Annotated in this window: 15 protein-coding genes; 1 reads left to right on the forward strand and 14 read right to left on the reverse strand. The window is 42.5% G+C overall.

Going from position 1 to position 15518, the window contains the following annotated elements; genetic code table 11:
* From H9Y05_RS01715 to H9Y05_RS01770, 13 genes are all read right to left on the reverse strand, one after another.
* Window positions 1-1281: an ABC-2 transporter permease gene (locus H9Y05_RS01715; RefSeq protein WP_216713327.1), complete on the reverse strand. Its 1281-nt coding sequence runs from the start codon at window positions 1279-1281 to the stop codon at window positions 1-3.
* A complete protein-coding gene (locus tag H9Y05_RS01720; protein WP_235992064.1) occupies window positions 1281-2024 on the reverse strand; it encodes an ABC transporter ATP-binding protein in 744 nt (247 codons plus the stop codon). Before H9Y05_RS01720 ends, H9Y05_RS01715 begins: the two co-directional genes overlap by 1 nt.
* Window positions 2025-3154: 1130 nt before the next feature.
* On the reverse strand, window positions 3155-4162 hold the full coding sequence (locus H9Y05_RS01725; RefSeq protein ID WP_216713328.1) for a BtrH N-terminal domain-containing protein: 1008 nt from the start codon (window positions 4160-4162) through the stop codon (window positions 3155-3157).
* Window position 4163: 1 nt separating this feature from the next.
* The gene (locus tag H9Y05_RS01730) at window positions 4164-4559 is read right to left on the reverse strand and encodes a hypothetical protein (protein ID WP_163490382.1); all 396 of its coding nucleotides are present in this window, start codon (window positions 4557-4559) and stop codon (window positions 4164-4166) included.
* Between the two features lie 34 nt (window positions 4560-4593).
* Window positions 4594-5133, reverse strand: coding sequence for a CopD family protein (locus tag H9Y05_RS01735; protein ID WP_163490383.1), 540 nt, complete (start codon window positions 5131-5133; stop codon window positions 4594-4596).
* 317 nt (window positions 5134-5450) lie between these two features.
* Entirely contained in the window at window positions 5451-6506 is a 1056-nt protein-coding gene (locus tag H9Y05_RS01740) for an ABC transporter substrate-binding protein (RefSeq protein WP_216713329.1), read from the reverse strand.
* Window positions 6507-6685: 179 nt separating this feature from the next.
* Window positions 6686-6811: a hypothetical protein gene (locus H9Y05_RS16445; protein WP_262890157.1), complete on the reverse strand. Its 126-nt coding sequence runs from the start codon at window positions 6809-6811 to the stop codon at window positions 6686-6688.
* A gap of 283 nt (window positions 6812-7094) precedes the next feature.
* On the reverse strand, window positions 7095-7541 hold the full coding sequence (rplI, locus tag H9Y05_RS01745; RefSeq protein ID WP_163490385.1) for a 50S ribosomal protein L9: 447 nt from the start codon (window positions 7539-7541) through the stop codon (window positions 7095-7097).
* 39 nt (window positions 7542-7580) lie between these two features.
* Window positions 7581-7844, reverse strand: a complete 264-nt coding sequence (rpsR, locus tag H9Y05_RS01750; protein WP_163490386.1) for a 30S ribosomal protein S18 — start codon at window positions 7842-7844, stop codon at window positions 7581-7583.
* 25 nt (window positions 7845-7869) lie between these two features.
* On the reverse strand, window positions 7870-8205 hold the full coding sequence (rpsF, locus tag H9Y05_RS01755) for a 30S ribosomal protein S6 (protein ID WP_163490387.1): 336 nt from the start codon (window positions 8203-8205) through the stop codon (window positions 7870-7872).
* A gap of 183 nt (window positions 8206-8388) precedes the next feature.
* The gene (locus H9Y05_RS01760) at window positions 8389-9522 is read right to left on the reverse strand and encodes an extracellular catalytic domain type 1 short-chain-length polyhydroxyalkanoate depolymerase (protein ID WP_216713330.1); all 1134 of its coding nucleotides are present in this window, start codon (window positions 9520-9522) and stop codon (window positions 8389-8391) included.
* Window positions 9523-9643: 121 nt separating this feature from the next.
* Window positions 9644-12433, reverse strand: coding sequence for an excinuclease ABC subunit UvrA (uvrA, locus tag H9Y05_RS01765; RefSeq protein ID WP_216713331.1), 2790 nt, complete (start codon window positions 12431-12433; stop codon window positions 9644-9646).
* Window positions 12434-12552: 119 nt separating this feature from the next.
* Complete coding sequence (locus tag H9Y05_RS01770) at window positions 12553-12981, reverse strand: PH domain-containing protein (RefSeq protein ID WP_216713332.1); 429 nt, start codon at window positions 12979-12981, stop codon at window positions 12553-12555.
* Between the two features lie 80 nt (window positions 12982-13061).
* On the opposite strand from H9Y05_RS01770, the gene H9Y05_RS01775 reads away from it, so the two are divergent.
* Window positions 13062-14600: an NAD(P)H-hydrate dehydratase gene (locus tag H9Y05_RS01775; RefSeq protein ID WP_216713333.1), complete on the forward strand. Its 1539-nt coding sequence runs from the start codon at window positions 13062-13064 to the stop codon at window positions 14598-14600.
* Here H9Y05_RS01775 and H9Y05_RS01780 read toward each other — a convergent pair.
* Window positions 14590-15510 carry an alpha/beta hydrolase gene (locus H9Y05_RS01780; RefSeq protein WP_163490392.1) on the reverse strand — a complete coding sequence of 307 codons (921 nt, stop codon included), beginning with the start codon at window positions 15508-15510 and terminating at the stop codon, window positions 14590-14592. The two genes, H9Y05_RS01775 and H9Y05_RS01780, sit on opposite strands and share 11 nt — an antisense overlap.
* Between the last annotated feature and the right edge of the window lie 8 nt (window positions 15511-15518).

Consider the following 15518-nt stretch of genomic DNA (forward strand, 5'->3'; position numbering starts at 1 on the left):
TTACAAGTAATTCTGCATTTTTAATTTCACAAATGTAAGTATTTGACATACTATAACGAACAAAGAAAGGAAAATTATACTGGAACTCAAAGCATTCCAATCGCCGTTCTTTAAAAACAAGACATAATAACCTTCTAAGCACCAGTGCAAAGGAGAAAACAACGCAACTGTCTGCATGTAATCCGGCATTACAAATGTCGGCACCCAGATCCCTCCGATTGCGGCGAAAATAACAATGGAAACTGCTCCGAAACCATTGGCTTGCTCCTGGGATTTTGCATACGTTCCGATCACTACGGCATAACTTACTGCTGCCATTCCCGAGAGGATGGAAACAATCAGTAGTTGTAAAAATGCATCCGGAATTTGCAATTGCGGCAATCCCATTGACGGAAAAATCAAATGTCCGATACAGAACAGTAAAAATAACTGGCTGACAGCAACTCCCAGGTAAACCAGCATTTTACTGATCAACGTATACATAAAACTCGGAGGAATGGTCATCAACCGAACAAAACTTCCGGAAAGCCGTTCTTTCACCAGGTTTCCGCCTAATGACACCACCATAAAGAACATTGCAAAAATGGACCACGCCGGAACATTGTGCTGTGTTGAATTAGGCGTCATTTTTTGTTGTCCGTCCAATGAAGCGTGTTTCGCAATAATGGGCGTTTTCTCTCCCGTCATTTTCGCAGCAATGTGTTCAGGAATTTCATCGTAGCCCATCTGTTCGAAGAGGTTCTCCAACATAACCTTGTTTTCCATTCCCGATAGAATGGTTTGAAGATTGGTCACCAGGGTATATTGAAAATTTTCCTGTAAAATCGGATCAAAATAGATGGTAAGACTTGTTTCTTTTCGTTCAGCGACAGCAAGTGTATCTTCTGTAACACCAAATTCAGTTAAAATGAGTTGTGTGATGGTGCTCGTATTGTTTTCAATGGCCTCGGAAAAGTTTTCCGGAATATAGATACTCGCCAGTTTACCGCCGGACAATCCTTCTTCCTGCAATTGTTTCTCCGACAGGTCGTTTTTCTCATCCAGCAAAAAGTTCCCTGATTGTTTGAGTACTGCCACCAAAGAATCGCCTAAAGCCCCTTTATCTTTGTTTGCAACCAGCAATTCCAACTGATTATCATTCACCAACTTAAACGCACTATCCTGCACAACGGTAATGATAAACACTAGTACAACAGGCATCAGATACAACAACAGCAACCCGACTTTATCGTGTGCGAGCAATTGCAATTCTTTTACTATGGAGGCCAATAACTTTCGCATTAGTCGCGCATGGTTTTACCAGTTAAACGAATCAGCAATTCTTCCAGGTTTTCGACTTCGTGTTGTGTTGTCAATGCTTCCAGTGTTCCCAATCCAATGATTTTTCCCTGATCAATCAATGCAATCCGGTCACAAAAATCTTCTGCTTCTTTCAGGTGGTGTGAGGTGTATAGAATGCTGGTTCCGTTCTTGTTCAACTCTTCCAACAAATGAATAATTGCATGTTTACTTTGCACATCTACTCCAACGGTCGGCTCATCTAAAAACAAAATTTCAGGATCATTGAGAATCCCGATAGCCAGGTTTATTCTCCGTTTCATTCCCCCGGAAAAGGTCATCACTTTTTTATTTTTTACATGGCTCAACCCTAATTGTTCAAGCAAAACATTAATTTTTTCATGCAGTTGTTTTGTCGGGATACCATACATCTTTCCAAAATACACCAGGTTCTGTCCGGCTGTCAGTTCCGGGTAAAAAGCAAAATCCTGCGGCACATAACCAATCGTATGCAATGCTGTTTTAGGAGTTATTTCTTTTCCGTTGATGTAATAGTGTATGCTGCCTGATGTGGGTTGTAAAATTCCGCACATCATGGAAATCAACGTTGTTTTTCCTGCTCCGTTCGGACCAAATATTCCGAATTTCTCACCTTTCAAGACTGTGAAATCAACTTGAGAAACAGCAGGACTCATATTTGTCGGATAGTGTTTTACAAGAGACTGTATTTCGATGATGGATTGCAACGTTGTTTATTTTGAGGACGAAGATAGTGAAAGTAAGCAGGAGAAAATGATGATGATCATTATTTTTCTTGCAAAGACGCTAAGAGGCAATGAGATCAGACCTTATGTATTTGAATGGGCATGTGTCAGATGATAAATTGTACCACAACTCAATAATAAAACAACAAACAACTTGGCGACCTGGCGGCTTGGCGCGACAATAACTTGGATGACTCCGAAAACAAACACAACATACGATGTTTTGATCATAGAATTTCTCGCAAAGGCGCGAAGACGCAATGAGATCAGACCTTATGTATTTGAATGGGCATGTGTCAGATGATAAATTGTACCACAACTCAATAAAACAACAACAAACAACTTGGAGAGCTGGCGGCCTGGCGTGACAATAACTTGGATGACTCCGAAAACAAACACAACATACGATGTTTTGATCATAGAATTTCTCGCAAAGGCGCGAAGACGCAATGAGATCAGACCTTACGTATTTGAATGGGCATGTGTCAGATGATAAATTGTACCACAACTCAATAAAACAACAACAAACAACTTGGCGACCTGGCGGCTTGGCGCGACAATAACTTGGATGACTCCGAAAACAAACACGACATACGATGTTTTGATCATAGAATTTCTCGCAAAGGCGCGAAGACGTAATGAGATGAGACCTTACGTATTTGAATGGGCATGTGTCAGATGATAAATTGTACCACAACTCAATAAAACAACAACAAACAACTTGGCGACCTGGCGGCTTGGCGCGACAATAACTTGGATGACTCCGAAAACAAACACGACATACGATGTTTTGATCATAGAATTTCTCGCAAAGGCGCGAAGACGTAATGAGATGAGACCTTACGTATTTGAATGGGCATGTGTCAGATGATAAATTGTACCACAACTCAATAAAACAACAACAAACAACTTGGCGACCTGGCGGCTTGGCGCGACAATAACTTGGATGACTCCGAAAACAAACACGACATACGATGTTTTGATCATGGAATTTCTCGCAAAGGCGCGAAGACGCAATGAGATCAGACCTTACGTATTTGGGATGGATATATTTCAACCATAAAATCAACTCCGCGGCTTGGCGAGGGAATAAATTGGATGATCAAGTAGATTTAAATCTTAATCTTATCCAACTGAAGGAATGCTTCTTTTTCTACCGCACTGATTTGGTTCAAAATATCCGCACAATGGTTGTAATCCGCCTGTGCGGAAAGGCGTCCTTTGTAAATCCCTGCCATTTGCACGGCGCTATCTCGCCACATATCACCTGCTTTGGTAATTTTTTCAGAGACAATCAGCAGTTCCTCTTTACCGGTAATTGCTGCAGCTTCTTCCAGAAAAGCTCCATATAAATAACGGAAACCTCCTCCTCCCGTACCGATTTCTTCCTGCATCCGGACAATCTGCCCCAGATAAAGTGCTGCTTTTCGTTCACCTAATTTATCCCGCCACTTGCGAATGTTTTTTGCCGTATAGTTGATTCCTTTTGCTCCGGCTACACCTCCCGGAATACGTAGCATATCTCTACAGTTACGTTTAATTCCTGTACGGATAGCGGCAACTAACTTATCATCGGTTACTTCTCCGATTGAGGTCGGGTAATAAATGTGTCCTTTGGGTGCCAATACACCTTTTGCAAAACGCACCTTACGCATTGCCTGTCTGGATAATGTGGTTGTTTCTTCCATGATCGGATCGGAAACGAGGTAATCATTTCCTTCCCGTCCGAACACAATCAGGTTGTGCGCATTGAAATGGAAGCGGTATTGTTTGGGATAATACGACAAGTGAAAAACACCTACCTGGCATCCGACTGAAATACCTTGTTCCAACAAAGCATCCAGTTCATACATTGCCTTTTCTTCATCCCGGTATTTTTTTGTCTCGAGCTTTACGTCAAATGCTTTGCACGTTCGTTTGAAAATATTTCCGGGAAATGTTCTGAATGAAATTGCAGGTCCGCTTTGTAACTTCAGGAACGGAATTTCGATGTAAAACAGTCCGGATCCGATTCCGAATGCCAGCGGCTCTGTAATTTGTTCCAAACCAGCCTGCTTAAGCAAGCCCACTGTAACACCATTCTCACAGTGTGCAGCCTGATAATGTTTGAATTCCTGCAATTTATTTAAAATTTTTCAATTGTTCAACACTTACTTCAAACACATCTGCATACTTCTGCAACACCTTGTCTGACAATTTTTTAAACCTGAACGGATTGAAATGTCGTTTTACCGTCCACTTCCAGAATCCGGTATAATGCGCCAATACAGCAACATCCATCAGTTTTAATTCCATGAAATAGAAAATCGGGCTCATTTTTCCCGCACGAACCTGTTTCAGCGCTTCTTCCACACTTTTATTGACTTCCTCCCAGGCACTATCCAACGCATCATTCTTGACACTCCAACCCGCGCTGAGTCCCCGCTCGTACTTCCCATCTTCATTTTTTGCATAACAAACCTCTCTGGTCCATCCTTTCAGAGGACCTTCATCCTGAGGAATCTCGCTCTTTTTCATAGGCGCAAAGATAGGAAAAATGGAAATAGGAATACTACGTTTTCCGTAATCGTTTGTACAACTTAATCAACAACATCAACCCGATGGCTACGCCAAAGAATCCGATGGTCCCTTTCCACCAATTCATGGCTCCTTTCGTAATGACAATAAAGACAATTGCTACTAACGCCAGTGTCGCTACTTCGTTCCAGATCCGCAATCCGCCGGATGTCCATTTGAATCGGTTATTTTTCAGGTTGAATAAGATCTTCTGACATGTAAAGTGATACACGAGCAACAATACAACGAAGGTTAATTTCACATGCATCCAGGGTTGATAGATCAGGTAACCGTGTCCGGGGTATACAAACATCGTCACACCAAAAACAACTGTCAGAATCATGGCTGGCGTTGTGATGATCCACCACAATTTTTTCTCCATCTCTACGAATTGTTTTGAAAGAATATCACGCTCTACTTCAGGTCGTGTTTGCGCTTCCGTATGATAAATGAACAGGCGCACAATGTAGAACAACCCTGCGAACCAGCTGACCATGAAAATGATGTGCAATGCTTTTATTGTTTCAAAACTCATGGCACAAAGGTAAAGAGACTTTTGAAATGATTTGTCAGCTAATCGTCATCCTGTTCTGAAAGTTTCAGAAACTGAAGTTGTATTCGTCGGATTCTGTCTATTCCGGCTTTACAGATACATCCTGCTACCGTCTCGTCTTATCTGCTGTCAGTTCCTTCACCAGCCGGACTCTTTTTAATCATGTAGTTCTGCAACCTGGTTACCTGAATGCTGCAAAAGAGAACAAAACAATTACACAAAAGATACCCGTCTCGTCAAACTTCGGGCGTGTTGATTCATCCGGACAACTGAATGATTGAAAAGAATTCGGCATCCGATCACTTCAACCGGCTGTAGAAGTAAAGGTCTTGTTTTGCGGTGTGCTCCGGATGAGCAATCTGAATCAGGTCTGCGAGCAGTTTGTCCGGTTCGATAGAGGAAACTTCCCAATAGAAATTTTCGTTGTATGTATGGCAATAGATCTGTTGATTCGTAAATGCATCAAACAAGACTGCTTTGGGATTCATGATTTTCAAATCATGCAAAGAAACCGCTCCCGGGTTGATCCAATACGAAGCGTGTCGGTTATCTTTCAAGACTTCTTCCTGGGTCAGTGCAATACTCCCTGTCCCTGGTTTATTGAAGTAATTGTAGGTGATATTGGCATCTTTGAGCAATTGTGCAAAAAAGCTTTCTCCTGCCGGCGTATACCATTCGCTTCCAATAACATTCCCACTGATCAACAATTTGGATGGTTGCAGCATTTTCGCTTCTTCTTTCAATGCAAGGTATGCTTTTTCGATGGATGCAAACAACTCACTTGCTTGAGCGGATTTTCCGTAGAGAAAACCATACACTTTGATCCATTCTGCTTTTCCCAATGGTGTTTCCTCTCTCCAGTCGTAAATCGGAACACATGAAATCCCCACATTCTCCAACTGTTTCTGATGGGGGAAATCGGTGTTATAACCGCTGTGAAGAACCAAAGCAGGTTTATTTGCAACAATGGGTTCCAATGCCAATTGTGTATCATATCCGGCTTCCAGTACTTTCTTTTTGGAAAAATTCTTTTTGACAATCGCATTGTCCACATATTTTATTTCAGAAACACCTGAAATGTACTCTGCCAATTGGAGTTTATCCAACATCCCGATAAATGTTCCCGACAGGGCAATCACCTGCTTATTTTCTTTCAGGGGTGTCAATGTCGCAACAACTGCTTTTGAATCCGGGTTTAAAATTTCAATGACTGTTTGATTTCCCTTTTCTACAAACCGGAAGTGTTTCGCATGGTTAACAGACTCTTTTTTAGCCTTATCCGAATCTGCTATTGGTTCTGGTTTTGACGTACAAGCTGTAAGAAAAAGAATAAAAGCAAAAAGAGAGAAGCGCATTGGTATTTTTGGGTGTGAAAATACGATTTTTTCACCACTTATTTATCAATCACTTTCCCTGTTTTATTGATCAACACCCACTGGTCACTTATCCATTCTGAATATTCACCCACGTGTTCTTCTGAACACTTCACACTCACTTTCGCCTAACCGTTTTCAAAAGGAAAAGCACAGATGTATTATGGTTTAATGACAATTTCTCCTGTTTCTCCATTGGCATAACCTATTTTCCCGTTCTCCACAATCCGAAATAATCCATCTTCGATGTAATCCGGTCCATTGTCGTATATGAATACCTCATACAATTTTTTCCCAAGCGGGTCGATGATAATCAGTTTTCAAAATTTGCTGCCATTCATGTATACCAATCCGATCAGAGAGGTCGGAGTTGAATTTTTATCAACTCCTTTGAATACTCGCCGGATGGAAGAATTTTCCTCCCCTCCTGATTTTTCAGAAGAAGAACAGCAGTGGGCAAGAGATTATGTAATCCGGATACTGGAAGGTAAGCAAAACCATTGCGTAATCTTCAATAACAAAAAATCCCGACTTTTCAGCCGGGATTTTCAATGGTATCATGTACTGAAATTATTCAGCAACTACTTCGAATTTGAATGTAGGAGTTACTCCTTTGTGCAAGTTTGCAGTTGCTTCAAACGTACCCACTTCTTTGATTGGTTCGTTTTTAATTGTCAACGACTTGCGATCGATATCGAATCCTTCTTTTTTCAATGCTTCAGCCAACTGAACAGTATTGATAGAACCGAAGATTTTTCCGTTCTCACCTGCTTTCGTTGTGATAGAAACAGAAACTGTTTCCAATTTAGCAGCCAATTCTTGTGCTTCAGCTAACACTTTCGTTTCCTTGTGTGCTTTTTGACGCATTACTTCTTCGTGCGCTTTTTTCGCAGATGCAGTTGCTAAAACAGCGTATCCTTGAGGAATCAAGAAGTTACGTCCGTACCCTGGTTTTACTGTAACGATTTCGTTAGCGTAACCCAATTTATCTACGTTTTTCTTTAAAATTATTTCCATTTTCTTAATGTTTTATATGCAAATTCAATTGCAAGGCTATTATTTCAATAAATCTCCTACGTAAGGAAGAAGCGCGATGTGACGTGCTCTTTTGATTGCCTTGTTTACTCTTTTTTGGTATTTTGCAGAAGTTCCTGTAATACGACGAGGTAAAATTTTACCTTGCTCGTTTACCAATTTCAACAAAAAGTCAGCGTCTTTGTAATCAATGAATTTGATTCCGCTTTTTTTGAATCTACAGTATTTGTCTTTTCTGATTTCGATGTTGATCGGTGTCAGATAACGAATGTCATTTTGAGCCATTTTTTCTCGATTTAATGATTAATGATTAAGCTTTCGCCAATTTTGCTCTTCTTCTTTCAGAATAAGTAACGTGGTCCTTATCCATTTTAACAGTCAAGAAGCGAATTACACGCTCATCGCGCTTCATTTGTAATTCGTATTCAGCAACAACTGAACCTTCTGCTTCGAATTCTACCAGGAAGTAAAATCCTGTAGATTTCTTTTGGATAGGATACGCCAATTTGCGCAATCCCCAATTCTCCAAGTGCTTAACAGTACCACCAAACGACTTGATGTCATTCTCGATTTTTTGCACTGCTTCCTTTGCCTGATCATCAGACAAAACGGGAGTTAAAATGAAAACAGTTTCGTAAAAACTCATAATAAATAATTATTTAATTAAAATTTCAAGGGTGCAAAGATAATGATTTCAATTAACTATGCAAATAAAAGTGTATGATGAATTAGGATAAACTCCTCTTTTTTATCATTAGATTCTAACTTTTTTGGCATCACCCCAAAAGTTACAAAAAAGTCTATGCGAAAAAATGCTGTCAACATCATCCTATCGAACAATGCTGAATCGCCTGTACATGGAATGATCTGCATCGGAAATATAAATGATATAATTTCCCTCACACAGTTGGCTTACAGGAATCTGCTGGATGTCATCCCCGGTTAAATGATGGACAACGCGTCCTTGCACATCCGTTATAACAACACCTGTAATCAATTGGTCCGAACTGATCTCTATCCAATCTGAAGCAGGATTCGGCCACATGGAGATCGTTACACGTTCTTTTTGTTCAACGGATACAAGTCCGTCTTTTTCATACCGGCTAAAAAAACGCCAGATTTCTTTACTGGCATCCACATCCATGCAAGTTACTTCAGAAGATCCCGGCATGGGAGAACCCGGCCAGCTATGTCCTCCCCCTGTAATTTTGAACAACTCTACTGTACGTCCGTTGGTTCCTCCTGAATAAAGAAACCGCTCCGCTGTCGCATTGTCATTCGGATCGGTGTCCGGAATCGGAAACATATCGGGTGTTGCAGTGCAGTTATTCTGACTCACCCAAAACTGAATCACATCCTCAATTGCTTTCATGCTGGAAGTTCCGGTATACGGATTGGTTGAGTCGCCTGTTCCATGGATATGAATAACCGGTAGCGGTTGTTGGGGAGTGCATGTGTTGTACATATTGACAGACATTGAACCTGTAACACCTGCTATTGCTGCAAAGCGATCACTCTGACACGCCATGTAGTAGCTCATAAAACTTCCGTTCGACATGCCGGCACAATAGATTCGTTGGTGATTGATCGCATACTGAGCGGATATGGTGTCGATCAATGCTTCTAAAAAACCAACGTCATCCACTGTTGATCCGAGGATGTTTCCATAATTCCAAAATCGGATTCCCAACATCGTTGAACCATCCGGATTAACCACAATGAAATTGGCAGTATCTGCAATGGGTCTGAAATCACGGTATTGGGCAAAATCAGAACCACTGGAACTCGTACCGTGCAACCCGATAACCATTGGGACAGGATTGCCTGGAGTATAAGATGCTGGAACATAAAACGAATAGGTACGATTGATTCCGCCGTGCACAAACGAACCATTTACCGTGGTCTGTGATTCCGCGTAGTTAACAAGTAAAGCGAAAATAAAGAGAAGTACGTAGTTTTTCATAAATGAACAATTTCTTCCGGGCAGAGCCGGATTGCGAATGGTCAAATCTACAACATACATTCTGTCTTTTAAAACGATCGGTTGCTTTTATTGTGTTCAAATTCTAACCGTCGAATCTGATTTACAATTCCATTTCCAGATACTTCGCCGTATGTGACACTTTTTTGTACTTTTTCACAAATGCTTCCGGGGTTCCTTCTCCGATGATCTGCCCTCCGCCTTTTCCTCCTTCAGGCCCTATATCAATGATGTGATCCGCCACTTTGATGATATCCAGGTTATGTTCAATCACCAATACCGTATTTCCTTCGTTTACGAGACGCTGTAAGACATCCAGTAAGTTTTGAATGTCTTCAAAATGAAGTCCCGTTGATGGTTCATCCAGGATATAAATGGTTTTTCCCGTTCCTTTTTTGGATAATTCAGATGCCAGCTTGATACGTTGTGCTTCTCCTCCTGAAAGGGTTGTGGATGATTGTCCGATGGCAACATATCCCAATCCGACCGAATGCAGTGTTTCCAACACACGGTGAATTTTCGGAACCGGCTCAAAGAATTTCACCGCTTCTTCGATGGTCATCTCCAGCACATCACTGATAGACTTCCCTTTGTAACGTACTTCCAGTGTTTCTCGATTGTACCGTTTTCCGTTACAGGTTTCACACGCCACATACACATCCGGCAGAAAGTTCATTTCCACCAGTTTCATCCCTCCTCCTTTACAGGTTTCGCAACGACCTCCTGCGACATTGAATGAGAACCGTCCCGGTTTGTATCCCCGAATTTGTGCTTCCGGCAATGCACTAAACAAAGTTCTGATTTCATCAAATACTTTTGTATAGGTTGCAGGGTTTGAACGTGGTGTCCTCCCGATCGGTGTCTGATCAATTTCAATGACTTTATCCAGGTGCTCCAATCCTTTAACTGCCTTGTACGGCAATGGTTTTTTCACTCCGTTATAGATTTCAGCCAGCAGAATCGGGTACAAGGTCTGGTTGATCAACGATGACTTCCCGCTTCCCGAAACTCCCGTTACACAAGTAAATGTCCCCAACGGGATTTTCAGGTTCACTTTTTGCAAGTTGTGCCCTGTTGCTCCCAGAACTTCCAGTGTCTTCCCGTTTCCTTTTCTGCGCTCCTTCGGAAGTTCAATTTTTTTAATCCCTTTAAGGTATTGCGTTGTCAGTGATTCAGTCGCCAGCATCTTGTCAACGGTTGTTGCATTGATGATCTGGCCACCGTGTTTTCCTGCTCCCGGACCGATATCTACCACAAAGTCGGCAGCCTCGATCATTTCCTTGTCGTGCTCCACAACAATCACGGAATTTCCCGTGTCACGCAGGCGTTTGAGTGAGTTGATCAGACGTGTGTTATCACGTTGGTGTAATCCGATGGAAGGTTCATCCAATACATACAGTACATTCATCAGTTCCGAACCGATCTGTGTTGCCAGGCGAATACGCTGTGCTTCTCCTCCGGAAAGCGTTTTAGCGGAGCGGTGTAAAGTAAGGTATTCCAATCCGACTTCCAGGATAAACCCTAACCGGGCACGGATTTCTTTCAGAATCTCTACTGCAATCGTCTGCTGGTCCTCTGACAGGTGTTGTTCAATCGTTTGAAAATAAACATCCAGTTCGGAAAGATCCATGGACGCCAGCTCTCCGATGTTTTTCCCGGCGATGCGGAAATACAGTGCTTCTTTTTTCAGGCGTGTTCCTTCACAGGTAGAACAAACCACCTGGTTCATAAAACTTTGTGCCCATCGTTGAATCGCTGCGGAGCTTTCCTCCGAATGGCGACCAATTACATTCACAATTCCGTCAAACCGGATGGCGTTTTTACCCGTAATCTCCATATCGGAATTCCCATATAGAATCACATTCATCACTTCTTCCGGAATGTCTTTCAACGGTGTTTTGATCGAAAATCCTTCTGATTGCAGGTAACTGTCAATTTTATCAAAAATCCAGCTGCTTTTGTATTCTCCGAGCGGAGCGAGGCCTCCCTGACGGATATTTTTTTCAGGATTCGGAATGATTTTATCCAGTGAAGCTTCTGAAACCACACCCAATCCGTTGCAATGCGGACAGGCTCCATAAGGTGTATTGAACGAAAACAAGTTCGGTTCCGGTTCCGGGTAACTGATTCCGGAAACGGGACACATCAGCAACCGGGAAAAATGGCGTACGTCTTCCGTTTCAAAATCCATCACCATCATTTCTTTATTCCCATGCTTCATGGACAAAATCACTGCGTCGTAAATGCGTTTTCTGTCTTTTTTATCAATTGCCAGACGATCAATAACAAGGTCAATGTCATGAATTTTATAGCGGTCCAGTTTCATTCCCCGCTCAATATCCTGAACAACTCCATCTACCCGTACTTTGGTAAATCCCATTTTCAGCACCTGCTCAAACAATTCGCGGTAATGCCCTTTTCGTCCTTTCACAATCGGCGCCAGCAAAACCACTTTTTTACCGTTGTAATATTCCAGGATCAAATCTACCACCTGTTCATCCGAGTATTTCACCATTTTTTCCCCGGAAACATAGGAATAAGCCGTTCCGACACGTGCATACAGCAAACGAAGAAAGTCATACAGTTCGGTAATCGTTCCGACAGTGGATCGCGGACTTCGGGAAACCGTTTTTTGCTCAATGGCAATCACCGGACTCAACCCGTCAATTTTATCGACATCCGGCCGCTCCAAGCCTCCTAAAAACTGGCGGGCATAGGCTGAAAATGTTTCCAGGTAACGACGTTGCCCCTCCGCAAAGATCGTATCGAATGCAAGGGATGATTTTCCGCTGCCGCTCAATCCTGTAAAGACCACCAATTGATTTCTCGGGATTTTCAGGTCAATGTTTTTCAGGTTGTGTTCGCGCGCGCCGTATATTTCGATTTCTTCCATGGATGAATTTCAAATTGCAGATTAAGCTTGCCAATTGCAGGCAGTGGTTGCCCTATAAATTGCCTTGCAAAAATACAAATAAGGATTGAACAACAGCCGGGCTATCGGCAGGAAGATTGTTATTTTTTTCGATAGAGAACGACAATTTCCGGGTTATTCTTTACCAGTTCTTCAATGAATGCTTGCTTCTCTTTCGGAGAAATGAGAATGCTGTCGAATTTATTGTAAATGATCTCTAAACGATCCATGGAAGCTGCGGGAGAGCTCAATGGACTCCTCGATTCTTCGATACGCTTAATTGCATGAATCGGGATGCTTTTTTTGTACAGAAATCCACAACGAATGAGCAACGTTTCCTGCTCAATACTATAGCGAAGGTTCGTGAATGTATATGTGATAAACAACGCAACAGTGGCATTGATCGCAATGCCCATCCAAAAAACGGGATGCTCAAGCAACATCGGGATGCTTGTCCCAATAAGCGCAATGGCAATAAACAACGACAAACCAAGTCCTATTTTAGATGGATATGTATGCGGAGTACTCATCAATCAAAGATAAAAAGAAAAACGGGAAAAGACTTTCTTCTTCCTGAATTGTTCGCGACCTTTGTAAGAAACAATACTGTATGAAAATTCTGTCAGCTACACAACTGAAAATTGTCGATGCGCTTACCATCGAACGGCAACACATTTCTTCAATTGATCTGATGGAACGTGTGGCAAAGATTTGTGCAGAGCGCATCTGTTCACAGTATACAGCAGACCTTCCCGTTGTGGTGTTCTGTGGCATGGGAAACAATGGTGGTGACGGATTGGCAATCGCCCGGTTATTATCCGAGCAAAACAGAATGGTTCAGGTTATTGTAGTTCGGCATACTGAGCATTTTTCAGCAGATGCACAAGTGAATTTTGACCGGTTACCTAAATCATTACAAGCAACCTTGATTACGGTCCGTTCAGAAAATGATGCCGGTCAACTTCACATCAAGGAAAATACATGTGTGATCGACGCGATGCTGGGAACGGGGATCAACAAACCGGTGACCGGGATCCTGGAAACTGTAATCCATAAAATCAATAGCGCTCCCTGCACCGTTATCAGTATTGATGTTCCGAGCGGATTGATGATTGACCATTCTTCCGGAGAACTCCCGGATGCATGCGTTCAGGCAGATCTGGTTTTGAGCCTTCAACTACCCAAATTAGCGTATCTTTTCCCGGAAAATAAACGCATCGTTCCACATTTTGAGTGCGTGGATATCGGATTGGACCAACAGGCATTACTTGAACAACCATCACCGTATTATTTTGCTGAACGGCAAGACATCGCGGCATTACTGGTCCCGAGAAATAAGTTTTCTCACAAAGGAACATACGGACATGCGCTTTTACTGGCAGGAAGCAGCGGAACATCCGGAGCAGCAGTTATTGCGGCAGAAGCATGCCTGAGAAGCGGAGCGGGACTGTTAACCGTACATTCCACAAAACAAACAGTTGATGCACTCTCCTACCGGCTTCCTGAAGCAATGACACAAACCGATGAACATGATTCGTTCATTACATTCTGTGACGATCTTTCTTCTTATCGCGCCATCGGATTCGGACCGGGAGTTGGCAGGGCATCAGAAACTCAACAATTGCTGAAATCTGTTATCCAACGATTCCAGGGGAGATTGATCATTGATGCCGACGGATTGAATATATTGGCCGAAAACAAAACCTGGCTGGAATTTTTGCCCAAAGACACCATCCTGACACCTCATCCAAAGGAATTTGAACGATTGGCAGGCCCATCCGACACTCATTTTGACCGGTTGCAGAAAGCCCGTGCTTTTGCTACCCGGTACGCTTGTATCTTAATTCTGAAAGATACCTATACCCACATCTGTATGCCGGACGGAAGTGTCGTTTTTAATTCTACCGGAAATGCGGGACTGGCAAAAGGAGGTAGCGGCGACTGCCTGACAGGAATTATCCTTGGGTTATTGACCAGGGGATATCCACCACCCCAAGCTGCATTAACAGGAACCTTTATCCACGGATATACTGCCGATCTGTGCGCTGAAATGATGAGCCAGGAAAGCATCCTGATTACCGATGTTATCCGGCAGCTTCCATGCGCGTTTAAGCAACTGGAGTCAACCAATAAATTCTTCAGGAGTTAATTAATTCCGCCATTTGATTCAGCGCTGAACGCGCTTCTTTCATCCATGTAACCGCAGCCCATACATGCATCATTTTGGGGTATTCATAAAAGTTTAAGGAACGACCTTCCCTTTCCAGTCGCTGTTTAAAATCCAATGCGTACGGGAACAAAATATCGTGTGTTCCTGAAAACATGGAAATTTTCCCCAATTGTTCCAAATTCCCCAAAGCAGGACTTACCAGGAAATGATCCCTTGGGCAATCATCCACATAGTGCGGAATAACGACATTAAAAATTTCACCTGTCAGCATCACATCGTACGGTTCATATTGCGGGACATCTTCGTGCAGTTTGGATAAATCCAGTTCGGGTGAAATCAGGATGAGTTGTGTGGGTTGAACAGGTGCTCTTTGATCGCGAAGTAATTGCGCCAATGCCAGCGAAATAGCTCCTCCTGCTGAATCTCCGAGAAAAATAAGATTATCTGCATCCACCTCTTTTACCGTTTTCCGAAACACTTCTTCCATCATTTCAAACGTTTGCCGGTAATTTGACTCAGGCAATAGCGGGTAGTCCGGAACGATGAATGTCGCTCCTGTCTTTTTTACCAGGTACTCCACCATTCTCCAATGAAAAGGGGTGATATTGTTCATGTGCCCGCCTCCGTGGGAAAAGAAAATCACTTTCTCCGATCGGTTCTTTCCGGGAGTCAATGTCCAGACCGGGCGGTTCTGAATAAACACCTCCTCGACAACACATCGTTTTTTCAAGGATTGATGAATCGGTGCAGGAGTACGATTGAATTTCTTTGTTTCGAAAATTTTTAACAGTGAGTTTTTTCTGTCTGTTGAAATCAGGTAGCGTTTTATAATCTTTGAAACCAGGCTTTCCGATGCTGCATGGCGGTAATGATACGATTGCGAATTCATTGTTGTAA

This window comes from Taishania pollutisoli (assembly GCF_014518315.1).
Classification (GTDB): Bacteria; Bacteroidota; Bacteroidia; order Flavobacteriales_D; family Crocinitomicaceae; genus Taishania; species Taishania pollutisoli.